General features: G+C 60.9%; 24 protein-coding genes. 4 read left to right on the top strand and 20 right to left on the bottom strand.

What is annotated here, in order from left to right; genetic code table 11:
* Positions 1–3 precede the first annotated feature (3 nt).
* The 5 genes from ccmE to ccmA form a co-directional block, all read right to left on the bottom strand.
* Positions 4–459, bottom strand: coding sequence for a cytochrome c maturation protein CcmE (ccmE, locus tag PDR5_RS08025; protein WP_011333086.1), 456 nt, complete (start codon positions 457–459; stop codon positions 4–6).
* Positions 456–632 carry a heme exporter protein CcmD gene (gene ccmD, locus PDR5_RS08020; RefSeq protein ID WP_011333085.1) on the bottom strand — a complete coding sequence of 59 codons (177 nt, stop codon included), beginning with the start codon at positions 630–632 and terminating at the stop codon, positions 456–458. The genes ccmE and ccmD overlap by 4 nt, the downstream gene beginning before the upstream one ends.
* The gene (ccmC, locus tag PDR5_RS08015) at positions 629–1,384 is read right to left on the bottom strand and encodes a heme ABC transporter permease (protein WP_039769743.1); all 756 of its coding nucleotides are present in this window, start codon (positions 1,382–1,384) and stop codon (positions 629–631) included. The genes ccmD and ccmC overlap by 4 nt, the downstream gene beginning before the upstream one ends.
* A gap of 78 nt (positions 1,385–1,462) precedes the next feature.
* Positions 1,463–2,131 (bottom strand): heme exporter protein CcmB, encoded by a 669-nt coding sequence (ccmB, locus tag PDR5_RS08010; protein WP_011333083.1) that lies wholly within the window; start codon positions 2,129–2,131, stop codon positions 1,463–1,465.
* Positions 2,128–2,763: a cytochrome c biogenesis heme-transporting ATPase CcmA gene (ccmA, locus tag PDR5_RS08005; protein ID WP_007959232.1), complete on the bottom strand. Its 636-nt coding sequence runs from the start codon at positions 2,761–2,763 to the stop codon at positions 2,128–2,130. Before ccmA ends, ccmB begins: the two co-directional genes overlap by 4 nt.
* A gap of 197 nt (positions 2,764–2,960) precedes the next feature.
* Here ccmA and fliK point away from each other — a divergent pair, with 197 nt between their 5' ends.
* Together fliK and PDR5_RS07995 are read left to right on the top strand one after the other, a co-directional pair.
* Complete coding sequence (fliK, locus tag PDR5_RS08000) at positions 2,961–4,535, top strand: flagellar hook-length control protein FliK (protein WP_064594416.1); 1,575 nt, start codon at positions 2,961–2,963, stop codon at positions 4,533–4,535.
* Positions 4,532–4,861: an EscU/YscU/HrcU family type III secretion system export apparatus switch protein gene (locus PDR5_RS07995; protein ID WP_039769740.1), complete on the top strand. Its 330-nt coding sequence runs from the start codon at positions 4,532–4,534 to the stop codon at positions 4,859–4,861. Before fliK ends, PDR5_RS07995 begins: the two co-directional genes overlap by 4 nt.
* A gap of 121 nt (positions 4,862–4,982) precedes the next feature.
* On the opposite strand, the gene PDR5_RS07990 is transcribed toward PDR5_RS07995, so the two are convergent.
* The 15 genes from PDR5_RS07990 to PDR5_RS07920 all read right to left on the bottom strand — a co-directional run bounded on the left by PDR5_RS07990 (position 4,983) and on the right by PDR5_RS07920 (position 20,240).
* Complete coding sequence (locus PDR5_RS07990) at positions 4,983–5,375, bottom strand: DUF2802 domain-containing protein (protein WP_039769738.1); 393 nt, start codon at positions 5,373–5,375, stop codon at positions 4,983–4,985.
* On the bottom strand, positions 5,376–5,861 hold the full coding sequence (locus tag PDR5_RS07985; RefSeq protein WP_007959223.1) for a chemotaxis protein CheW: 486 nt from the start codon (positions 5,859–5,861) through the stop codon (positions 5,376–5,378). It lies immediately after the preceding gene.
* Positions 5,862–5,933: 72 nt separating this feature from the next.
* Complete coding sequence (locus PDR5_RS07980; protein WP_064594414.1) at positions 5,934–6,887, bottom strand: CheW domain-containing protein; 954 nt, start codon at positions 6,885–6,887, stop codon at positions 5,934–5,936.
* 2 nt (positions 6,888–6,889) lie between these two features.
* A complete protein-coding gene (locus PDR5_RS07975) occupies positions 6,890–7,678 on the bottom strand; it encodes a ParA family protein (RefSeq protein ID WP_007959220.1) in 789 nt (262 codons plus the stop codon).
* Between the two features lie 43 nt (positions 7,679–7,721).
* Positions 7,722–8,612: a flagellar motor protein MotD gene (gene motD / locus PDR5_RS07970; protein ID WP_011333075.1), complete on the bottom strand. Its 891-nt coding sequence runs from the start codon at positions 8,610–8,612 to the stop codon at positions 7,722–7,724.
* A 12-nt stretch (positions 8,613–8,624) separates the two neighbouring features.
* Positions 8,625–9,365, bottom strand: a complete 741-nt coding sequence (locus PDR5_RS07965; protein ID WP_064600715.1) for a flagellar motor protein — start codon at positions 9,363–9,365, stop codon at positions 8,625–8,627.
* Entirely contained in the window at positions 9,365–10,501 is a 1,137-nt protein-coding gene (locus PDR5_RS07960) for a protein-glutamate methylesterase/protein-glutamine glutaminase (protein WP_064594411.1), read from the bottom strand. Before PDR5_RS07960 ends, PDR5_RS07965 begins: the two co-directional genes overlap by 1 nt.
* A 49-nt stretch (positions 10,502–10,550) precedes the next feature.
* Positions 10,551–12,821, bottom strand: a complete 2,271-nt coding sequence (locus PDR5_RS07955; protein WP_064594409.1) for a chemotaxis protein CheA — start codon at positions 12,819–12,821, stop codon at positions 10,551–10,553.
* 54 nt (positions 12,822–12,875) lie between these two features.
* Positions 12,876–13,664, bottom strand: a complete 789-nt coding sequence (locus PDR5_RS07950; RefSeq protein ID WP_011333071.1) for a protein phosphatase CheZ — start codon at positions 13,662–13,664, stop codon at positions 12,876–12,878.
* 18 nt (positions 13,665–13,682) lie between these two features.
* Complete coding sequence (locus tag PDR5_RS07945) at positions 13,683–14,054, bottom strand: chemotaxis response regulator CheY (RefSeq protein ID WP_003183998.1); 372 nt, start codon at positions 14,052–14,054, stop codon at positions 13,683–13,685.
* 167 nt (positions 14,055–14,221) lie between these two features.
* A complete protein-coding gene (gene fliA, locus PDR5_RS07940) occupies positions 14,222–14,962 on the bottom strand; it encodes an RNA polymerase sigma factor FliA (protein WP_011333070.1) in 741 nt (246 codons plus the stop codon).
* Positions 14,959–15,789, bottom strand: a complete 831-nt coding sequence (fleN, locus tag PDR5_RS07935) for a flagellar synthesis regulator FleN (RefSeq protein ID WP_003222917.1) — start codon at positions 15,787–15,789, stop codon at positions 14,959–14,961. Before fleN ends, fliA begins: the two co-directional genes overlap by 4 nt.
* A gap of 113 nt (positions 15,790–15,902) precedes the next feature.
* The gene (gene flhF / locus PDR5_RS07930; RefSeq protein WP_064594406.1) at positions 15,903–17,243 is read right to left on the bottom strand and encodes a flagellar biosynthesis protein FlhF; all 1,341 of its coding nucleotides are present in this window, start codon (positions 17,241–17,243) and stop codon (positions 15,903–15,905) included.
* 11 nt (positions 17,244–17,254) lie between these two features.
* A complete protein-coding gene (gene flhA / locus PDR5_RS07925; protein WP_064378626.1) occupies positions 17,255–19,384 on the bottom strand; it encodes a flagellar biosynthesis protein FlhA in 2,130 nt (709 codons plus the stop codon).
* 187 nt (positions 19,385–19,571) lie between these two features.
* Complete coding sequence (locus PDR5_RS07920) at positions 19,572–20,240, bottom strand: hypothetical protein (RefSeq protein ID WP_064594403.1); 669 nt, start codon at positions 20,238–20,240, stop codon at positions 19,572–19,574.
* Positions 20,241–20,470: 230 nt separating this feature from the next.
* On the opposite strand from PDR5_RS07920, the gene PDR5_RS07915 reads away from it, so the two are divergent.
* Both PDR5_RS07915 and PDR5_RS29820 read left to right on the top strand, forming a co-directional pair.
* Positions 20,471–20,821: a DUF6124 family protein gene (locus tag PDR5_RS07915; RefSeq protein WP_064594400.1), complete on the top strand. Its 351-nt coding sequence runs from the start codon at positions 20,471–20,473 to the stop codon at positions 20,819–20,821.
* A gap of 242 nt (positions 20,822–21,063) precedes the next feature.
* The gene (locus tag PDR5_RS29820; RefSeq protein ID WP_064594397.1) at positions 21,064–23,097 is read left to right on the top strand and encodes an Ig-like domain repeat protein; all 2,034 of its coding nucleotides are present in this window, start codon (positions 21,064–21,066) and stop codon (positions 23,095–23,097) included.
* The last annotated feature ends 167 nt before the right edge of the window (positions 23,098–23,264 follow it).

Raw genomic sequence — 23,264 nt, 5'->3', positions numbered from 1 at the left:
CGATCAACCCTCCTTCGCAGGGGTTGGCGCGGATTGACCGCTGTCTTTCAGGGCTTTGGTCACTTCCGGCGGCATGTATTTCTCGTCGTGCTTGGCCAGCACTTCATCGGCAACCACCACGCCATCGGCGTTGAGTTTGCCCAGTGCGACGATGCCCTGCCCTTCGCGGAACAGGTCCGGCAGGATCCCGCGATAGGTGATGGTCACGGACTTGTTGAAGTCGGTGACCACGAATTTGACGTCCAGGGAATCCGTGGAGCGTTGCAGTGAGCCCTTCTCGACCATGCCGCCGGCGCGGATGCGGGTGTCCTGCGGCGCTTCGCCGTTGGCGATCTGGGTCGGCGTGTAAAACAGGTTGATGTTCTGCTGCAGGGCGCTCAGGGCCAGGCCGACGGCAGCGCCGACCCCGACCAGAATTGCCAGGATGATGATCAGACGCTTTTTACGCAGCGGATTCACTTGCCGTTCTCCCGGCGCAGACGACGCGCCTCTTGTTGCAGATAACGCTTGCGGGCCGCGATCGGCGCCGCCACGTTGAGGATCAGTACCGCCAGACAGATGCCGTAGGCCGACCAGACATACAGGCCGTGATGGCCCATGGCGAGGAAGTCGCCGAATGACGCGAAACTCATCGAGCGGCCTCCAGGCTGTTCTGCACTTCTTCTTTCACCCAACTGGCGCGGGCTTCGCGCTTGAGCACTTCAAGGCGCATGCGCAGCAACAGCACGGCGCCGAAGAAACAGTAGAAACCCAGCACCGTCAGCAGCAGCGGCAGCCACATCTCGACGGGCATCGCCGGTTTTTCGGTGAGGGTAAAGGTCGCGCCCTGGTGCAGGGTGTTCCACCACTCCACCGAGTATTTGATGATCGGAATGTTGATCACGCCGACGATGGCCAGCACCGCGCAGGCCTTGGCGGCGCTGTCGCGATTGCTGATGGCGTTGCCCAGGGCGATCACGCCGAAGTACAGGAACAGCAGAATCAGCATCGAGGTCAGGCGCGCGTCCCAGACCCACCACGAGCCCCAGGTCGGCTTGCCCCAGATCGCCCCGGTGACCAGCGCCACGGCCGTCATCCAGGCACCGATCGGCGCGGCGCATTGCAGGGCGACGTCGGCCAGTTTCATCTTCCACACCAGCCCGACCACGCCGCACACCGCCAGCATCACGTAGATCGACTGAGCAAGCATCGCGGCGGGAACGTGGATATAGATGATGCGAAAGCTGTTGCCTTGCTGATAGTCCGGCGGCGCGAAGGCCAGGCCCCAGATGACGCCAACGCAGATCAGCAACAACGCGGCGAGGCTCAACCACGGCAAAAACTTGCTGCTGATGCCGTAGAACCACTTGGGCGAGCCGAGCTTGTGAAACCAGGTCCAGTTCATACTGTTTCCATCACGGGTGCCGCTCATCGGTGTGAGCAGTCTCAGGGTCTTTTCTGGTTAAATTTTAACCAGACCTCATTATTCGCCGACGCTGATCTTCAGGCCAGCCGCTATTGCAAAAGGTGTCAGGGTTATCGCCAGGGCGGTCAGGCTGCCAAGCCACAACAGATAACCAAGCGCCGGCATGCCCTGCAACGCCGCCTGCAAGGCGCCACTGCCGAGGATCAACACCGGGATGTACAACGGCAGAATCAGCAGCGCCAGCAACAGGCCTCCGCGTTTCAGACCGACCGTCAGCGCCGCGCCCACCGCACCGAGCAAGCTCAGCACCGGTGTTCCCAGCAGCAACGAAAGCAGCAAAACCGGCAGACACGCAGCCGGCAACCCGAGCATCAACGCCAGTAATGGCGAGAGCAAAACCAGTGCCAGCCCGGAAAAAAGCCAGTGTGCCAGCACCTTGGCCAATACCAGAAGTGGCAGGGGGTGCGGCGAAAGGACCCACTGTTCAAGGGAGCCATCTTCGAAATCACTGCGGAACAGCCCGTCCAGCGAGAGCAGGACCGACAAGAGTGCCGCCACCCAGACTAACCCCGGGGACAAGTTTTGCAATACTTGAGTTTCCGGGCCGACGGCCAGCGGGAACAGCGCGATGACGATGGCGAAGAAAATCAGCGGATTGGCCAGCTCCGCCGGGCGGCGGAACAGCAGTCGGGATTCACGGGCAACCAGCAGACCGAACACACTCATACCGCCCAATTCCCCAGATCGATGTCGCGATAACCGGCTGGCATCCGGCTCAGCGTGTGGTGCGTGGTGAGCACCACCAGGCCGCCCCGCTCGCAGTGCCCGGCCAGGTGTTCTTCAAGCTGAGCCACGCCCTGCTTGTCGAGGGCGGTGAACGGTTCGTCGAGAATCCACAACGGCGGGCTGTCCAGATACAACCGCGCCAGCGCCACGCGGCGCTGCTGGCCGGCGGACAGACTGTGGCAGGGAACATCCTCGAAACCGCGCAATCCAACCGCCGCCAGGGCCTGCCAGATCGCGTCGCGTTCGGCGGGTTGATGCAGGGCGCAGAGCCAGGCGAGGTTTTCTTCCGGGGTGAGCAAGTCCTTGATCCCGGCGGCGTGGCCGATCCACAACAGGTTGCGCGCCAGCTCGCTGCGTTGTTCGCCCAGCGGCTTGCCGTTGAGCAGCACCTGACCGTCGGTCGGCTGCATCAGACCGGCCAGCAAACGCAGCAGGCTGGTCTTGCCGCTGCCGTTGGGGCCGCTGATCTGCACCATATCGCCACTGGCCAGTCTCAATTCGAGATTGTCGAAGAGCAGTCTGAGATCACGTTCACACGCGAGGGCAACGGTTTGCAGGACAGGACTGGTCAAGGGTTCACGGGCCTTATACGGTTCAAGTCGGCTCTGGCGCGGCCGTTAAAGAGTTGCAGCATAAATGCAATGACGGCTCAATCCAGAGAGCTGCGTCAAACAATTGCTATGTTTTTTGAACGAATGGAAGGACGGGCGGCATTATACATGGCGTCCCCCGCTCTCCCGAGTGCATTTTCCTCAGGTTGTGTCCGCGTATGACAGGCGAAATGAACATCCTCCCGCTCCCGCCCACCACCCCGGCGACCGTTCGCCCGCAGGTGGGTGAGCTGCTGAAGTTGCTGACGCCGGTCGACGGGCTGATTGCCGCCGGCCAGAGCGCCAAGGCCGAGGTGTTGTCGCTCAAGCAGGCGGATCAGACCTTTCAGTTGCTGCTCAAGGTGACGCTGGACAGCGGCCGTCAGACCACCGTGCAGGCGACCAGCAATCTGCCGCTGCCCCAGGGCACCAGTCTGGCGATCACCCAGCCGTCGGCGGGCAATCTGGCGATCACCGTGCAACAGGCCATCGCCAGCAGCGTCGCCACCCTGACCCGCATCGACACTGCGCAACTGCCGGTCGGCACGCTGCTGCAAGGCAAGGTGCTGACGGCTCAGGCCTTGCCGCAGGTGCCGGGGCAGCCGACTGTGTACCGCTCGATGGTCAGCCTGCTCAACACGGCGTTGAGCGGCAGCACACTGAGCATCGACAGCCCGCAACCGTTGCGCATCGGCACCTTGCTGTCGGCACTGGTGCAGGACTCGCAGACCCTGAAGTTCCTGCCGCTGAGTAATCGCCAGGAACAACTGGCGGTCAGCCAGCAGCTGGTCAGCCAGCAAAGCCGTCAGGGCTCCCTCGACGGCTTGCTGAAAATGCTCCAGAGCCTGCCCCCCGCCACCGATCAGACGTCCCAGGATTTGCGTGCCACCGTGGACAAACTGCTCGCCAACCTGCCGGACGTGCAGCAACTGAGCACCCCAAAAGGTCTGGCCCAGGCGCTGGCCAACAGCGGCGTGTTCCTCGAAACCAAACTGCTGACCGGGCAGAACCCGACGCTGGCCCCGGACATGAAAGCCGATCTGCTCAAGCTGATCGCCCAACTCACCCCCGGCCTGCCCGGCAACACCAACCTGAATGCGATCATCGCCGCCAACACGCTGGCTCAAGCATTGCCAAGCTTCGTGCGCAACGCCCTCGGCATGCTCGGTCAGGTCAGCGCAAAACCGGTGCCGAGCAGTTTCCCGCTGCCCGACCGACTGCTGCAAAGCCTGGAAGGTGAAGGCGATCTGGAGCATTTGCTGCGCCTCGCCGCAGCCGCCGTGTCGCGCCTGCAAAGCCATCAGCTGTCGAGCCTGGAACAGACCGGCGTCACCGATGACGGTCGTCTGCTCAGCACCTGGCAGCTGGAAATCCCGATGCGCAATATGCAGGACATCGTGCCGTTGCAGGTCAAGTTCCAGCGCGAAGAAGCGCCGGAGAAACAGCAAGCGAACGAACAGCGCCGCGATGAGCGCGAACCGAAGCAACAACTGTGGCGCGTCGATCTGGCGTTCGACATGGAACCGCTGGGGCCAATGCAGATTCAGGCGCAGTTGATCAGTGGCAGCCTGTCCAGCCAGTTGTGGGCCGAGCGGCCTTACACCGCGAGCCTGATCGAAAGCAACCTGACCGCACTGCGCCAGCGCCTGCTGGATTCCGGGCTGAACGTCGGCGACCTCGACTGCCACCTCGGCACCCCGCCGCAAGGCATCCAAACCCGCCTCGAACACCGCTGGGTCGACGAAACCGCATGAATGACACCACCGCTCCACGCCAGGCCATCGCCCTCAAATACGACGGCAGCCACGCCCCGACCCTTACCGCCAAGGGCGACGAAGAACTGGCCGAAGAAATCCTGCGGATCGCCCGCGATTATGAAGTGCCGATCTACGAAAACGCCGAACTGGTGAAACTGCTGGCGCGAATGGAACTGGGCGACAGCATCCCCGAAGAGCTGTACCGCACGATCGCCGAGATCATCGCGTTTGCCTGGAACCTCAAGGGCAAGTTTCCGGCGGGACAGGACCCGGACGCACCGATGGTCGAGAAAGACATCACCGAACGCGGCGACGATTACTGAATTTTCACAGGCCCCATCGCGAGCAGGCTCGCTCCCACATTTGACCGCGTCTCGTCATGACGACCGCGATTCAATGTGGGAGCGAGCCTGCTCGCGATAGCGATTTCAGCCGCGCTACAAATCAGTTCTTGTGCAGCTTGCGCATCAACTCCGCCTCAGCCTGGGTCAACCCGCAGGACTGGGTCAACTCATCGACGCTTGCGCCCATCCCCACCAGTTTCGCCGCTTGGGCGAATGACAGGCTGGAAGGATCGCGCTGTTCGAGCTGGGAGAGCTTGTCCGGGATCGGACTGACCACCGCGCGCAGCTCGTGCAGGGCTTCGCCCATGCGCACGTTGCCGTTCTGGTAATCGTCGACACGTTTGGCCAGGTCCCTGATGCGCTGATCACGCAGTGCATCGCCCTGGGCCTGTTGCGCAGCGATGACCCGCTGCGCCTTGATGTACGCCAGAAACATCGCCAGCGTGCCTGCCCAGAACAGGAACAGGACAATGACCGCTACCTCGAGAATCAATCAGATGTTCTCCAGTTCCGACCACTCTTCTTCGCTCATCATCTTGTCCAGCTCGACCAGGATCAGCAACTCGTTGTTCTTGTTGCACACGCCCTGGATGAACTTGGCCGACTCTTCGTTACCGACGTTCGGTGCGGTCTCGATTTCCGACTGACGCAGGTAAACCACTTCAGCCACGCTGTCGACCATGATGCCCACGACCTGCTTGTCGGCTTCGATGATGACGATACGGGTGTTGTCGCTGATCTCACCGCTCATCAGGCCGAAGCGCTGACGGGTATCGATCACGGTCACCACGTTGCCGCGCAGGTTGATGATGCCCAGCACGTAGCTTGGCGCACCCGGCACCGGAGCGATCTCGGTGTAGCGCAGGACTTCCTGAACGCGCATCACGTTGATGCCGTAGGTTTCGTTGTCCAGCTTGAAGGTCACCCATTGCAGGATCGGATCTTCGGAACCCTTTGCCGCCGTAGCCTTGTCGTTCATACCTAGCCCCTCGAAAAACCGCGCCTGGCGGTGTGTGTTTCGTTCGCCGGCATTTGAATGCCGGTACTGTCTTTATGTCGGTTTGTGGTTCGGCTTACTGCCGGACATGTGCTTTGCCCCACCGCTGGCGATCAACTCGGCCAGAGCGGAAACATCGAGCAAGGCGCACATGTGTTCAATCACCGTGCCGGCGAGCCATGGCCGCTGACCTCGGTGACTTCTCCATTTGATTTCATTCGGGTCCAGACGCAACGAGCGACTGACCTGATGCACCGCCAGTCCCCACTCGTAACCCTGCACCGAAATTACGTATTGCAGGCCCTGACGGAAATCGTCGCGATAGCGATCCGGCATGACCCAGCGTGCGGTGTCCAGCACCTTCAGATTCCCGGCCTGGCTCGGCAGAATCCCGAGGAACCATTCCGGCTGACCGAACAGCGGCGTCAGCTCATGGCCGGCCAGCGAATAGATCGAGCCCAGGCACACCAGCGGCACCGCCAGCGTCAGGCCGGCCACGTCGAACAGCAGGCATTCGAACGCTTCCGAAGCCCAGGCTGGACGGCCGTCGGTTTCCACCGGCGGCGGCGTGTTGCTGGGCGGCAGATGCACTTCCACCAGTGGCGCAACCAGGGTCGGTTCGACCGGGGCTGGCGCAGGCGCTACAGGTTCGGGCTCTGGCGCCGCCGGAACCGGCGGCGTTTGCAGAAGTTGGGTTTGCAGCAACGGCGCCAGGGTCGATACCACGCGCACCGGCTCAGGCTCTTTGATCAACGTCGCAGGTGCCGTCGCTACTACAGCGGCAGGCGCTGCAACCGGGGCCACCGGCCTAGCGGCTTTTTGCGCATCCCGGGCCTGCTCTTCAAGCACGGCAGCCTGGAATTCATCGAGCGCCGCAGCGCTCTCGACTACCTCGACCGGCGCCACGACAGGCTGCTCGACCTCATCCGTCACTTCCTGCAGCAAGCCGTCCAGATAGGACTGCAGCGCCAGTTGCGGCTTCGACGTCAGCTTGATCGGCCGATTCATGCTCAAGCCACCTGCGGAACGAGTTGCTGCGCCAGCAGATGCTTGAGCAGCGCGCGGTAAGCCAGCACGCCACGGCTCTTGCCGTCGAACTGTGAAGGGGTGACACCGGCACGACTGGCGTCACGCAGACGGGTATCGACCGGGATGTAACCCTGCCAGATCTCGTCGGGGAATTTGTCGCGCAGCACGCGCAAGGTGCCCATCGACGCCTGGGTGCGGCGGTCGAACAGGGTCGGCACGATGCTGAACGGCAGCGCCTGTTTGCGTGAGCGGTTGATCATCGCCAAGGTGTTGACCATGCGCTCCAGGCCTTTGACGGCCAGGTGCTCGGTCTGCACCGGGATCACCAGTTGCTGACTGGCGGCCAGCGCGTTGACCATCAGCACGCCGAGCAATGGCGGGCTGTCGATGATCGCATAATCGAAGTCCTGCCACAGCTGCGCCAGACTCTTGGCGATCACCAGGCCCAGGCCACTCTGCCCCGGCGACTGGCGCTCGAGGGTGGCCAGCGCGGTGCTCGACGGCAACAGGGAAATGCGTTCATCGCTGGTCGACAGCAGCAGTTGGCCCGGCAGGCCTTGCGGCACGCTGCCCTTGTGCAGAAACAGGTCGTAGTTACTGTGTTCCAGGCTGTCGGGGTCGTAACCGAAATAGCTGGTCATCGAGCCGTGCGGGTCGAGATCGACCACGACCACGCGCTTGCCCGCCTCGGCCAGCAACCCGGCTAAAGCGATGGAAGAAGTGGTTTTACCAACACCACCCTTTTGATTGGCGACTGCCCAGACTCTCATTCGGATCGTTCCTCCCGGCCGGGATACTCGGCCGAGACATGGTTCAGCGTATTAATGCGGGCGACGGAGAATTGACGGCACTCTCGCGTCCCGGCGTCTTGACCGGGGTCGGTGCAGTTTGTGTGCCAGCACGCTTCAACGCGGCATCCGGTTGCGCATGGGCGGTTCCGGTGCCGGTCAGGCTGCGGCGCACATCGAGATTGCGCGACACCACCAGTACCACACGACGGTTTTTCGCCCGGCCTTCAGCGGTGGCGTTGTTGGCCACCGGCTGGAATTCGCCGTAGCCCACCGACGCCAGGCGGCCAGGGTTCACGCCCTGCATCGCCAGCATGCGCACGATGCTCGCCGAACGCGCCGAGGACAGCTCCCAGTTGGTCGGGTACTGCGCGGTGCGGATCGGTTGATCGTCGGTGAAGCCTTCGACGTGGATCGGGTTGTCGAACGGTTTGAGGATCGCCGCGACCTTGTCGATGATGTTGAACGCGATGTCGCTCGGCATCGCATCACCACTGCCGAACAACAGGCTGGAGTTGAGTTCGATCTCGACCCACAGCTCGTTGCCGCGCACGGTCATCTGGTTCGAGGAGATCAGGTCGCCGAACGCAGCGCTGATGTCATCGGCGATGCTTTTCAGCGGATCGCTGGCCCCGGCGATGCCGGCGTCGACCTGTTCGGCGTCCTTGACCAGCGGCTTGGCCGGGGTCACGGTCTTCGGTCGTTCTTCACCGATCGGAATCGGCTTGAGCGCGCGGTCGGAGTCGGTGAAGACCCCGATAAGCGCTTCGGAGATGATCTTGTACTTGCCTTCGTTGATCGACGAGATGGAGTACATCACCACGAAAAAGGCAAAGAGCAAGGTAATGAAGTCGGCGTAGGAAACCAGCCAGCGTTCATGGTTTACGTGCTCTTCATGCTGGCGACGACGTGCCATGAGGTCAGTCCCTTAATCCATGAAGCCCTGAAGCTTCAACTCGATGGAGCGTGGGTTTTCACCTTCAGCGATCGACAAAATACCTTCCAACAACATTTCGCGATAACGCGACTGTCGCAACGCGATTGACTTGAGCTTGGCGGCCACCGGCAACAGGATCAGGTTGGCACTGGCCACACCGTAGATGGTGGCGACGAACGCCACCGCAATCCCGTTGCCCAGTTGCGACGGATCGGCCAGATTGCCCATCACGTGGATCAGGCCCATTACCGCACCGATGATGCCGATGGTCGGCGCGTAGCCGCCCATGCTTTCAAACACCTTGGCCGCTTCGACATCGCGGGCTTCCTGAGTGTAGAAATCCACTTCGAGGATGCTGCGGATCGCTTCCGGCTCGGCACCGTCGACCAGCAGTTGCAGGCCCTTGCGCGAGTAGGCGTCAGGCTCGGCATCCGCCACGCCTTCCAGACCCAGCAGGCCTTCCTTACGGGCGGTGAGGCTCCAGTTGACCACGCGGTCGATGCCGCCGGCCAGGTCCACCCGCGGCGGGAAAAAGATCCAGGCCAGAATCTGCATGGCGCGCTTGAACGCGCTCATCGGCGATTGCAGCAGCGCGGCACCGACGGTGCCACCGAGCACGATCAGCGCCGCCGGGCCGTTGGCCAGCGCGCCGAGGTGACCACCTTCCAGGTAGTTGCCGCCGATGATGGCGACGAACGCCATGATGATCCCGATAAGGCTTAGAACATCCATCAGACGCATGCCTCGACGATGTGCTTGCCGATATCGTCCAGGCTGTACACCGCGTCGGCGAGGTCAGCTTTGACGATGGCCATCGGCATTCCGTAGATCACGCAACTGGCTTCGTCCTGAGCCCAGACCGTGCTGCCGCCCTGCTTGAGCAGGCGAGCACCTTCGCGGCCGTCGGCGCCCATGCCGGTCAGTACCACCGCCAGAACTTTGTCGCTGTAGGATTTGGCTGCAGAACCGAAGGTGATGTCCACGCACGGCTTGTAGTTCAGACGCTCGTCGCCCGGCAGGATTTTCACCGCGCCACGGCCGTCGATCATCATCTGCTTGCCACCCGGTGCCAGCAGCGCCAGGCCCGGACGCAGGATGTCGCCATCCTCGGCTTCCTTGACGCTGATGCGGCACAGCTTGTCCAGGCGTTCGGCGAAGGCCTTGGTGAAGGCCGCCGGCATGTGCTGGATCAGCACGATCGGCGCCGGGAAGCTGGCCGGCAACTGGGTCAGGACCCGTTGCAGCGCGACCGGGCCGCCGGTCGATGTTCCAATCGCCACAAGCTTGTAGTTTTTGCGTTTCGGGGCCGGCGACGAAGCGCTGGCCGCTGGCGCGCGAGTCGGTGCAGGCGCAGGTGCCGGACGGGCCGGAGCGCTGCTGTGACCGCTGAAACTCGACGGTGCAGGAGCAGCCGGCGCAGGCGTCGGTGCAGCGGCAGGCGCCGGCGCACTGTAGGCACTGAAACGACGGTTGCTGCGCGAGATGCTGTGAACCTTCTCGCACAGCAGTTGCTTGACCTTCTCCGGGTTGCGGGAGATGTCTTCGAAATTCTTCGGCAGGAAATCCACCGCGCCGGCATCCAGCGCATCCAGGGTGACCCGGGCGCCTTCGTGTGTCAGCGAGGAGAACATCAACACCGGTGTCGGGCAGCGCTGCATGATGTGCCGCACGGCCGTGATGCCATCCATCATCGGCATCTCGTAGTCCATGGTGATCACGTCCGGCTTGAGGGCCAGGGCCTGATCGATCGCCTCTTTACCGTTGGTTGCCGTGCCGACAACCTGGATGCTCGGATCCGCTGAAAGAATTTCCGAGACGCGGCGGCGGAAAAAACCCGAATCGTCCACCACCAGGACTTTGACTGCCATAAACACTCCATTAGGTGCGGCGGGACGTTGTCGCCCCGCCACCCCGGATTCAAATACGCCGTGCGGCGTAACGCTTGAGCATGCTCGGAACATCGAGAATCAGTGCAATGCGGCCGTCACCGGTGATGGTGGCGCCGGACATGCCCGGAGTTCCCTGGAGCATCTTGCCCAATGGCTTGATGACCACTTCTTCCTGGCCGACCAGTTGATCGACAACGAAGCCGATCCGCTGGGTGCCCACCGAAAGGATCACCACATGGCCTTCGCGCTGCTCTTCGTGAGCGGCGGAGCTGACCAGCCAGCGCTTGAGGTAGAACAATGGCAGCGCCTTGTCCCGCACGATCACCACTTCCTGGCCGTCCACCACGTTGGTGGTCGACAGGTCGAGGTGGAAGATTTCGTTGACGTTCACCAGCGGGAACGCGAACGCCTGATTGCCGAGCATCACCATCAGGGTCGGCATGATCGCCAGCGTCAGCGGCACCTTGATGACGATCTTCGAGCCCTGGCCCTTGGTCGAGTAGATGTTGATCGAACCGTTGAGCTGGGAAATCTTGGTCTTCACCACGTCCATGCCGACACCGCGGCCGGACACGTCGGAAATCTCGGTTTTGGTCGAGAAACCCGGGGCGAAAATCAGGTTGTAGCACTCGGTGTCGCTCAGGCGATCGGCGGCATCCTTGTCCATCACACCGCGTTTCACGGCGATGGCGCGCAGGACGTTCGGGTCCATGCCTTTGCCGTCGTCGGAGATCGACAGCAGGATGTGGTCGCCTTCCTGCTCGGCCGCCAGGATCACCTTGCCGCCACGGGCCTTGCCCGAAGCTTCACGTTCTTCCGGCGACTCGATGCCGTGGTCGACCGCGTTGCGCACCAAGTGGACCAGCGGGTCGGCCAGGGCCTCGACGAGGTTCTTGTCGAGGTCGGTCTCTTCGCCCACCAGTTCCAGGTTGATCTCTTTCTTGAGCTGACGAGCCAGGTCGCGAACCAGACGCGGGAAGCGGCCGAAGACTTTCTTGATCGGCTGCATCCGGGTCTTCATGACGGCGGTCTGCAAGTCGGCGGTGACCACGTCGAGGTTCGACACGGCTTTCTGCATCGACTCGTCGCCGCTGTTCAGGCCCAGGCGCACCAGACGGTTACGTACCAGCACCAGCTCGCCGACCATGTTCATGATTTCGTCGAGACGCGCGGTATCAACGCGAACGGTGGTTTCGGCTTCGCTCGCCGGTTTTTCCGGTGGCGGGCTCGCCGGAGCACGGACCGGAGCCGGTGCAGCAGCGGCGGCTGGCTTGGCCGGTTCAGCTTTCGGCTCAGGCGCTTTCGCAGCAGGTTTTGCCGCGGCGGCCGGGGCCTTCGCAGCCGGCGTTGCAACAGCCGAAGCATTGCCAGCAGTCACGACAGCACCGGTGGCGACGTCAGTGAATTTGCCTTTGCCATGCAGATCGTCGAGCAGCGATTCGAACTCGTGATCGCTGATCAGATCGCTACCGGCCGCAGCCGCTGCCGGAGCAGCCGTCGCAGGCACCGAAGCAATCGCCGATTCCAGCGCATCAACGGCAAAGTTGCCCTTGCCATGCAACTGATCGAGCAAGGCTTCGAATTCGTCGTCGGTGATGTCCGAGCTGTCGCCCGCCGCCGGAGCAGCAGGTGCAGCGGTCGTCGGTGCCACGGCGTCGGCCGCGAACTGGCCCTTGCCGTGCAACTGGTCGAGCAGCGACTCGAATTCTGCGTCGGTGATTTCATCGCTGGCCGCTTCGGTGGAAGCAGGTGCAGCGGCAGCCGCCGGGGCTTCGGCTTCGGCCTTGACGGCGTTCAGCGAGTCCAGCAACTGTTCAAATTCGTTATCGGTGATGTCGCCCGAATCGCCTTCGACGACCAGTTCTTCGATCATCTCGGCAACCGGCGAAGCCGGGGCTTCATCCGCCGATTGCGGTTCGGCCAGACGCGCCAGGGCGGCCAGCAGTTCCGGGGTGGCGGCGGTGATCGGGCTGCGATCGCGGACTTCACTGAACATGCTGTTCACCGCGTCCAGCGCTTCGAGCACCACGTCCATCAGTTCTGCATCGACGCGTCGTTCACCCTTGCGCAGGATGTCGAACACGTTTTCGGCGATGTGACAGCACTCCACCAGCTCGTTGAGCTGAAGGAAGCCGGCGCCCCCTTTTACAGTGTGGAAACCGCGAAAAATTGCGTTGAGCAGATCTGCGTCATCCGGGCGGCTTTCCAGCTCGACCAGTTGTTCGGACAGTTGCTCAAGAATCTCGCCGGCCTCAACCAGGAAATCCTGAAGGATCTCTTCATCGGCGCCGAAGCTCATTAATGGGGTGCTCCTACAGGTCTAAAAACCCAAAAAACCTATAATTCCAAAACTCTAGAATCCAAGGCTGGATAACAAATCGTCCACATCGTCCTGACCGGACACAACGTCTTCTCGTTTATCGGCATGAATCTGCGGACCTTCACCCTGCGAGAGATGTTTTTGTGGATCTTTTTCAGCAAGCATCGCCGCACGGTCATGTTCGATGCCCGCAAAGCGGTCCACCTGGCTGGCCATGAGCACGAGCTTGAGCAGGTTGCTTTCGACTTCGGTGACCAATTGGGTCACGCGCTTGATCACCTGGCCGGTGAGGTCCTGGTAATCCTGGGCGAGCAGAATGTCATTCAGATTGCTCGACACCGCGCGGTTGTCCGCGCTGCTGCGTGCCAGAAAACCGTCGACCCGGCGCGCCAGTTCGCGGAACTCTTCAGCCCCGACCTCACGACGCATGAAACGGCCCCAATCGGCGCTCAAGGCCTGGGCTTCATCAGCCAGGCCATTGACCACAGGGGTCGCGCTTTCCACCAGATCCATGGTGCGGTTGGCGGCAGCTTCGGTCAGTTTGACCACGTAGCCCAGGCGCTCGGTAGCGTCGGTAATCTGCGACACTTCCTCAGCCTGCGGCATGTGCGGATCGATCTGAAAATTGACGATCGCACTGTGCAGTTCACGCGTGAGCTTGCCCACTTCCTGGTACAGGCCACGGTCACGGGTCTGATTGAGCTCATGGATCAGTTGCACCGCGTCGCCGAACTTGCCTTTTTCAAGGCTTTCGACCAGTTCGACCGCGTGTTTTTTCAGGGTCGACTCAAAATCGCCCTGTGAAGATTCGTTATGCTCCATAGCTCCCCCGCGCGTTCATCAGCCGATGCGTTCGAAAATCTTCTCGATTTTTTCTTTCAACGCCTGGGCCGTGAAAGGTTTGACCACATAGCCGTTCACGCCGGCCTGGGCCGCTTCGATGATCTGCTCGCGCTTGGCTTCGGCGGTCACCATCAGCACCGGCAGGTGCTTGAGCTTTTCATCGGCACGCACGTGGCGCAGCAGGTCGATACCGGTCATGCCGGGCATGTTCCAGTCGGTCACCAGAAAGTCGATGCTGCCGCTGTTGAGTACCGGAATGGCAGTGGTGCCATCGTCGGCTTCAACGGTGTTGGTGAACCCCAGATCACGCAACAGGTTCTTGATGATCCGCCGCATCGTTGAGAAGTCATCAACGATGAGGATTTTCATGTCTTTGTTCAATTCGACCTCCAAGCAGTCTTAAACGCGCCCAGCACCTGGACGCGCCATTTCAATCAATCCGGCAAAACACTCGATGACTGTCTGGAGCACAACAGATCGAGACCGGTGCCGTTCACCACCGCACCAGCCTCGTTCGCAGTGTCCCCACACTGCCTTCAGCGCGCTCGCCACTCCCCCAAACGCCCCCGCAAGCGGGCCGCGCACTGGCTGTGTAACTGGCTGACCCGCGATTCACTGACGCCAAGGACTTCACCGATCTCCTTGAGGTTCAGCTCTTCGTCGTAGTACAGCGCCAACACCAGTCGCTCACGCTCCGGCAAATTGGCAATCGCGTCCGCCAGCGCGGCCTGGAAACGTTCGTCTTCCAGATCGCGCGACGGCTCCAGATGAGCACTGGCGCCATCCTCGTGCAGCCCTTCGTGTTCGCCGTCCTGCAACAGGTCGTCGAAACTGAACAGCCGGCTGCCCAGGGTGTCGTTCAAAATCCCGTAGTAATCGTCGAGACTCAATTGGAGTTCGGCCGCAACTTCGTGATCTTTAGCGTCGCGGCCGGTTTTAGCTTCAATCGAGCGAATTGCGTCGCTGACCATACGGGTGTTGCGGTGAACCGAGCGTGGCGCCCAGTCCCCTTTTCGGACTTCATCGAGCATCGCACCGCGGATCCGGATGCCCGCGTACGTTTCAAAACTGGCGCCCTTGCTGGCGTCGTACTTGGTCGAGACTTCGAGCAGGCCGATCATCCCGGCCTGGATCAGGTCTTCGACCTGCACACTGGCCGGCAATCGCGCCAGCAAGTGGTAGGCGATGCGTTTGACCAGTGGCGCGTAACGCTCGATCAGCTCGTACTGCGCGTCACGCGCCGACTTCTTGTAGAAATTCATACCGCTGGCGGTCATAGCACAGGTCCTGCCGTTTGCTGCACGAGGCGCTCGACGAAAAATTCGAGGTGGCCGCGCGGGTTGGCGGGCAGCGGCCAGGTGTCGACCTTCTGTGCGATCGCCTTGAACGCCAGCGCGCACTTGGAACGCGGGAAGGCTTCATAGACCGCACGCTGCTTCTGCACCGCCTTGCGCACGCTTTCGTCGTAAGGCACCGCGCCGACGTATTGTAGAGCGACGTCGAGGAAGCGATCCGTGACCTTGGTCAACTTGGCGAACAGATTGCGACCTTCCTGCGGGCTCTGGGCCATGTTGGCCAGGACGCGGAAGCGGTTCATGCCGTAGTCGCGGTTGAGCAGTTTGATCAGCGCGTAAGCGTCGGTGATCGAGGTCGGCTCGTCGCAGACCACCAGCAACACTTCTTGCGCAGCGCGCACGAAACTGACTACCGAGTCACCAATACCCGCAGCGGTATCGATCACCAGCACGTCGAGGTTGTCGCCGATGTCGCTGAACGCCTGGATCAGGCCGGCATGCTGGGCCGGGCTCAGGTGAACCATGCTCTGGGTGCCGGAAGCGGCCGGCACGATGCGGATCCCGCCGGGGCCTTGCAACAGCACGTCGCGCAGCTCGCAGCGGCCTTCGATCACGTCGGCCAGGGTGCGTTTGGGGGTGAGGCCCAGCAGAACGTCGACGTTCGCCAGCCCCAGGTCGGCGTCCAGCAGCATGACCCGACGGCCAAGCTCTGCCAGCGCCAGGGACAAGTTCACTGACACATTAGTCTTGCCGACGCCACCTTTGCCGCCGGTCACCGCGATCACCTGTACGGGATGCATGCTGCCCATGTTATTTCTTTACCTTGTCTTGCATAGACGGAGGCCACATTACTGGCTGCGCGTTCACAACCGGAACAATGCATGGCAGACCATCGATGTAGGTACAAAAACGGTTCATTACCTCAGCCAACCTGCTTGGTCGGACTGTGGTAGATATCAGCGAACATGTCAGCCATGGCTTCTTCGCTGGGTTCTTCCTGCATTTGCACACTGACGGCGCGGCTGACCAGTTGATGACGGCGCGGCAGATGCAGATCATCCGGAATACGCGGCCCATCGGTCAGGTAGGCGACCGGCAGTTCGTGACTGATCGCCAGGCTCAGCACTTCGCCAAGGCTGGCCGTCTCATCCAGTTTAGTCAGGATGCAGCCGGCGAGCCCGCAACGCTTGTAACTGTGATACGCGGCGGTTAGAACCTGTTTCTGGCTGGTGGTTGCCAGCACCAGATAATTTTTCGACCGAATGCCACGACCGGCCAGACTTTCCAGCTGCATGCGCAGGGCCGGATCGCTGGCTTGCAGGCCGGCGGTATCGATCAGCACCACGCGTTTGCGCAGCAGTGGATCCAGCGCCTGCACCAGGGACTGGCCCGGATCGACGTGGGTCACCGACACATTGAGGATGCGGCCCAGCGTCTTGAGCTGCTCCTGCGCGCCGATACGGAAACTGTCCATGCTCACCAGCGCGATGTTCTGCGCGCCGTACTTGAGCACGTAGCGGGCGGCCAGCTTGGCCAGGGTGGTGGTCTTGCCCATGCCGGCCGGGCCGACCATGGCAATCACCCCACCCTCTTCCAGCGGCTCGACTTCCGGTACGGCAATCATCCGCGCCAGGTGCGCCAGCAGCATGCGCCAGGCCTGACGAGGCTCGTCGATCTCGGTGATCATCGACAGCAGATCCCGGGACAGCGGGCCGGACAAACCGATGCGTTGCAGACGACGGTACAGATTGGCCTGGGCCGGACGGCTGCCTTGCAGCTGGTTCCAGGCCAGGGTGCCGAGTTGCACTTCCATCAGTTCGCGCAGGCTGTTGAGCTCGAAGCGCATCGAGTCCAGTGCACGCGGGTCGACGCCAGCGGCGGCCGGTGCAGGCGCCGGGGCTGGGCGGGCCGGCGCCTCGTAAGTGGGTTCAGTCAGCGGCTCGGCAGCGGTCAGCGGCAGGCCGGCCGTCAACGGCAGCCCGGCGAACAACTGGCGATTGGTGTTGCCGTCGGCTTCGCCACGCAGGCTCAGCTCGGCCTGGGCGGTAACGATGCGCGACTGGGTCTTGCGCAGCTCATCCTCGAGTTCCATGTTCGGAACGCGCGGGGCCAGCGCCGACAGTTTGTAATCGAGCGCCGCCGTCAGCTCGACGCCGCCGGCGATGCGGCGGTTGCCAATGATGGCGGCATCAGCGCCCAGCTCATCACGAACCAGCTTCATGGCCTGACGCATATCGGCGGCGAAAAAACGCTTAACTTGCATAAACCACTACCTCAGCCGTTGGGCCCTACTGTCGCAACGATGGTCACTTGCTTGTTGTCCGGAATTTCCTGGTAGGCCAGCACATGCAGTCCGGGAACTGCCAGGCGACCAAAGCGCGAGAGCATCGCGCGAACCGGGCCTGCTACCAACAGGATCACCGGCTGACCTTGCATTTCCTGGCGCTGCGCCGCTTCGATCAGCGAACGCTGCAGCTTCTCGGCCATGCTCGGCTCCAGCAGAACGCCCTCTTCCGAGCCTTGTCCTGCCTTCTGCAGACTATTGAGCAATATTTGTTCCAACCTTGGCTCCAGCGTGATAACTGGCAGCTCCGACTCAGTCCCTACAATGCTTTGGACGATGGCGCGGGATACGCCGACCCGCACAGCGGCCACCAAAGCGGCGGTATCTTGACTCTTGGCGGCATTGTTGGCGATGGCTTCGGCAATGCTGCGGATATCGCGCACCGGCACGTGTTCGGCCAGCAACGCCTGCAGCACCTTGAGCAACTGCGACAGCGTAACCACGCCCGGCACCAGCTCTTCAGCCAGTTTCGGCGAGCTCTTGGCCAGCAATTGCATCAATTGCTGCACTTCTTCGTGGCCGATCAGCTCGCTGGAGTGCTTGTACAGAATCTGGTTCAAGTGGGTCGCAACCACGGTGCTGGCATCGACCACGGTGTAACCGAGCGATTGCGCCTGGGCGCGCTGGCTGACTTCGATCCACACCGCCTCCAGGCCGAAAGCCGGATCTTTGGCGGTAATGCCGTTGAGCGAGCCGTAGACCTGTCCCGGGTTGATCGCCAGTTCGCGATCCGGGTAGATCTCGGCTTCGGCCAGGATCACGCCCATCAGGGTCAGGCGATAGGCGCTCGGCGCCAGGTCGAGGTTGTCGCGGATGTGCACGGTCGGCATCAGGAAGCCCAGATCCTGCGAAAGCTTCTTGCGCACACCCTTGATCCGCGCCAGCAATTGCCCGCCCTGATTGCGGTCCACCAACGGAATCAGGCGGTAGCCGACTTCCAGGCCGATCATGTCGATCGGAGTCACGTCGTCCCAGCCCAGCTCCTTGGTTTCCATGGCGCGGGCCGGCGACGGCAGCAGTTCCTGTTGACGCTTTACCTCTTCCAGCGCGATGACCTTGGCCACGTTCTGCTTCTTCCAGAACAGGTAAGCGCCACCGGCAGCCAGTGCAGCCATGGTCAGGAACGAGAAGTGCGGCATGCCCGGCACCAGGCCCATGACCGCCATCAGACCGGCCGCCACCGCCAGCGCTTTGGGCGAGGCGAACATCTGGCGATTGATCTGCTTGCCCATGTCTTCCGAGCCGGAAGCACGGGTCACCATGATCGCCGCCGCTGTAGATAACAACAGTGATGGCAATTGCGCCACTAAACCGTCACCGATGGTCAGCAAGGCGTAAACCTTGCCCGCGTCGGCGAAAGTCATGTTGTGCTGGAAGATACCGACGGCCATGCCGCCGATGAGGTTGATGAACAGAATCAGCAGGCCGGCGATGGCGTCACCGCGCACGAACTTGCTGGCACCGTCCATCGAACCGTAGAACTCGGCCTCCTGGGCCACTTCCTGACGACGGGCCTTGGCCTGCGCCTGATCGATCAGACCGGCGTTGAGGTCGGCGTCGATCGCCATTTGCTTGCCGGGCATCGCATCGAGGGTGAAACGCGCGCTCACCTCGGAAATCCGCCCGGCACCCTTGGTCACCACGACGAAGTTGATGATCATCAAGATCGCGAAAACCACGATACCGACCACGTAGTTGCCGCCGATCACCACCTCACCGAAGGCCTGGATCACCTTACCGGCAGCGGCGTGGCCGTCCTGACCGTGGAGCATCACCACCCGCGTCGACGCCACGTTCAGTGCCAGTCGCAACAGCGTCGCTACCAGCAGGATCGTCGGAAACACCGCAAAATCCAGCGGCCGCAAGGCGTACACGCAGACCAGCAGCACGACGATCGACAGGGCAATGTTGAAGGTGAAGAACACGTCGAGCAGGAACGGCGGCACCGGCAACATCATCATCGCCAGCATGACCAGCAGCAACAGCGGCACACCCAGATTGCCTCGACTGAGGTCGGCAACATTCGAGCGAGCAGTGTTGAATAACTGAGAGCGATCCACCGGTTTTCCCCGTTCCTTTAAAGCAAACTTTTGACGCCCGAAGCAGGCGCACGGCGGCTACTGCAAGAAGCCTTCCAACTTTTGCCAAAGCGTGAAACAGAGGGGGTGATGAATGCACAAAGGGGCGGCACGCACGTCGTGCGCCCGCCCCTGTTCAGCGATGTTCACTGAGAAGAAATCCCGATAGTCAACCGGCTACCAGAATGTGCGCCGAAGTGATCGGACCGAAAGAGAGGGCCGCATTATCCAGATAGCGCGCGCCCCTGAACACGTTGTGACCGCCGACATCGACAACGTCCTCCTCCGTATACATCAGTACCGCCCTGGTGACAGGCGCGACATTAGTGGACTTCTCATTACCTTCCATCAGATTCAAGGCCCATTCGAAACGTATGAATGGCAGGTCGCTGATTTCGATCGGAGGCGCGCCCGCATCCAGCCGAAAATATTGCCGCGTCGTGATGCGCAATTGGTTGCCGACCACCGTGAACGAGGGTTTTCCATAACGTCGCTCTACGGGCCCGCCATCACTCGCCCACTGGTCCATGTAATAACCAGGGTCGGTGAATAGAGCGAACAACGACGGGTTATCGCTGATATTACCGGCCGCACCAAAGAAGTAATTGTAGGAGTAGTGATACGCAAACCCGGCGAGCTCCGGGCGGATCGCATTTATCGGCGTATCCAGATAACCAGGAATGTACTGATTAGCCATGACCAGAAAGTTGAGAAAGTCCAGCTTCAGGCTGAACGTCACCTCATAGAAAATGGCCCTCTCTCCGGCATCCCTTTCCAGCCTCCCTGAAACGAACTCCATCTCCATGCCCGGCAGTTTTCGGTAAGTGCGCGTTGTCATGTTTTATCCCCGATTTAAAGTGAATGAGCCATCACCCACCGTGCTCGCAGAGCGCGAGCAGGAAACGGCGTGACCTCCGGGTTTATGAGGCGACAGGTAATGACAGCCGTCTACTGTCATAACTAACAGGTCGTGGAAACTTTCAGACCGACGGCACAAAGCGTCTTTTAAACTCTTGCGTTTAAAAGACACCTCCAGGCACGCCTTACTGGCTACGAGCCCTTGCGCCATTGCCTACGGCTACGGCTACGGCTACGGCTACGGCTACGCCAGAATCCGCCGATTCCAGAAAGCTTCACGAAGCCGCCGACCGCGCCCTCGATCACTATCTCTGCCCGCCCGGCTCCACGCCCCCACCGCGCAAGGCCCGCAGAATGTACGCCGTCACCGCGGACTTCAAAAACGAGGAACTGCTGGCCGATGCCTGCGAAACCCTGGCTTCAGCCAGAACCATCGTCAATGACTTCACCCATCTCATGCCCGCCTCGCAGCGCAGGACGCTGGTGGGGATTGGGCAACTGATCATGCTCGGGGAGCTGGCAGTGAATCGGGTGCTCGATAATCTGGAATTGCCGAATTAACGCGTCGCCACTGTTGCCCTCCTGTGGGACTGAGCTTGCTCACGAAGGCTGACTTACAGGCAACACCTCTTTCCAGACAAAAAGAACCGCCGTTGCGAATCAACCGGGACGGCGGTTTTTTCATACAGTACACGACCACTCGTCGCAAAACCGCCGTCACCTGTCAGATCTGACAGGTGCGAAATTCATCGTTTAGCGCTCTGATAGCTCCTGCCCGTTCCCACCGCCCAGGAGCCTCAACCGTGACCACTTCAACCCCACCGGACGACACCGTTTTCGTTCTCTATCCGCCTATCGTCAATGGCCAGACCACGCCCGTGGAAGGTGCACATATCGGCGTGCCCTTAGTCGCCTATGATCTGGTCACCGATGGTGAAGGTGCAGTCGTTCTCGTCGATCCGCCGTCGACGGGCACCATGGATCCCGGAGACGTCATGGAGCTTTGGCTTGAGGGGGAACCGGCAGCACTGGACAGCGAAACCATTGTCGATCCGAACGCACGCACCACGCTGCGTATTCCCAAGGGTCGACTACATCCGGACCGGGTCAACAAGCTGTACTACACGATCAGGCGTGGAAGCAGCAATTTAGGGACGTCCACGCCCCCGCTCGAAATACTCTATAACCGCATCCGCCCCGGCCTGAAGGATCGCCTGACCGATCCCGGTGGCCACTCCGAACTCAAATTGCTACTGCCCGATGAGATCAAGAACGGCGTCGGCCCGGATTTCGTCAGCGCCGAGGTGTGCGTGGCCTATCCATATTGCCGGGCGTATGACCTCATCACCCTCAAGTGCAACGGCGAGCTGCTGGAGCCCAAGCCCAGGGTCAATCCGAATCAGGCGCCGCAACCGCCGAATCCCGGTGACGAAATCCCCATTACCATTTGTTTCACCATTACCCGCGCCTTTCTGGACGAGGCGAAACGGCTGGATAAAAAGCTGCATTTTTCCTACACCGTCACCGACCAGCTCGGCAACGGCCCGGACACCGATGCACCGTGGTCGCCGGTGCAGAGTGTGGATGAGGATCTGGATGGCGTCTTACTTCCAATGCCAATTCTGCTTGAACGTAAAGAGGACTATCCCGGTGATGACGCGAGCATCATTGATCTGGAAAAACTGGCCGGAAATCCGTTATTGGTGGTGGTTCTGACGGCAGACAACCGCTTTGTGGCGGGCGATGAAGTGCTCGCAACCTACACCGCTAAAAACACAGGCCAGCCCGCCGACGTAGTGGTGACTGTCCCCGGCAAAGTTGAAGCGGATCCTTTTGGTTCCAAGAAAACCTTGTTTATTGAAGTGGCTAACGACAAGGTTTTTGCGGGCAGTAACGTTACCGTGACTTACGAACTGCGCAGGTCCAATGACGATCTGGTGGGGAGTTCCAACATAGCGATCGCCACGGTGACCGATGCGGCCCCGATTGATCTGCAACCGGAAATCACTTCGGCAAAAGGCTCACCGAGTGGCGCTGATATTCCCAACGGCGGTACCACCGTCGAAACTGCCGTAACGCTGAGCGGTGTCGCTGCCAAAGGACAGAAAGTCGATGTGATGGATGGCACCACCTCCAAAGGGCAGCCGACCGCCAACCCAGTAACGGGCATCTGGACGCTGCTCGTTTCCGCGCTGACCGCTGCCGAGCACAGTTTCACTGCCAAAGCGCTGTATGGCGACAACCCGGTGTCGGCCCCGCCCTTTACTTTCAAAGTGAATCACCGACTATCGATCGATCAATCCCCCATGTCCCTGACAGGGACAGCTATGCGCTATGCAGGCTGGGTAACAAATGGCAAGGATGCCCCGGGTACCTTTGCGAAAAGAGAGGCCACAGGTGGTGTTCCTCCTTACACTTATACACCTCAAAATACACGAGTCGCCACCACTGAGGGCCCAATAACAAGATCAAACTGCACCTTGCCAAATACAACGACGATAACCGTTACGGATAGCGCCGGTGAAAAGGTCGAATATGAGGTTACCTGCTCCGGTATCTTTCAGCTCGTTGTCTCACCCGCCGGATCGTATGATTTCGAGACTGCCTTCGCATGGAAAAACACCCAACCACAGCCGCAGTACTGGGGTCAAACGGTGTTGGACAAATTGTTGGAAACACATATACCTCAACCAATGACTGACTCGTGGGGACCCATTTGGGGTCACGCCCCGGAAGGTCACTTCGCAACGCGGTTCAGTAACAATAGATTCACAGAAATCTATCTCCCTCCTTCAACATTGCTTAGACAAGTTATGGTTGTATTAGGGGTCGACTAAACGGCGCCGAATAGCTGGGATACCAGGGCCAACAGCGCCCCTGACAATCGTCAGATTAACTTCCTACTTCACGGGGAGTAACGACCTCGATAGGGAGGCATTTATTTATCTCAGCAGTAAATCGGGCGCTGGATAATCTGTAATTGCCGAATTAACGCGTCGCCACT

The organism is Pseudomonas sp. DR 5-09, from assembly GCF_001655595.1.
Classification (GTDB): Bacteria; Pseudomonadota; Gammaproteobacteria; order Pseudomonadales; family Pseudomonadaceae; genus Aquipseudomonas; species Aquipseudomonas pharyngis.
Note: the sequence above shows the minus strand (reverse complement) of the source record. Positions and strands in the feature narration are given on the sequence as shown.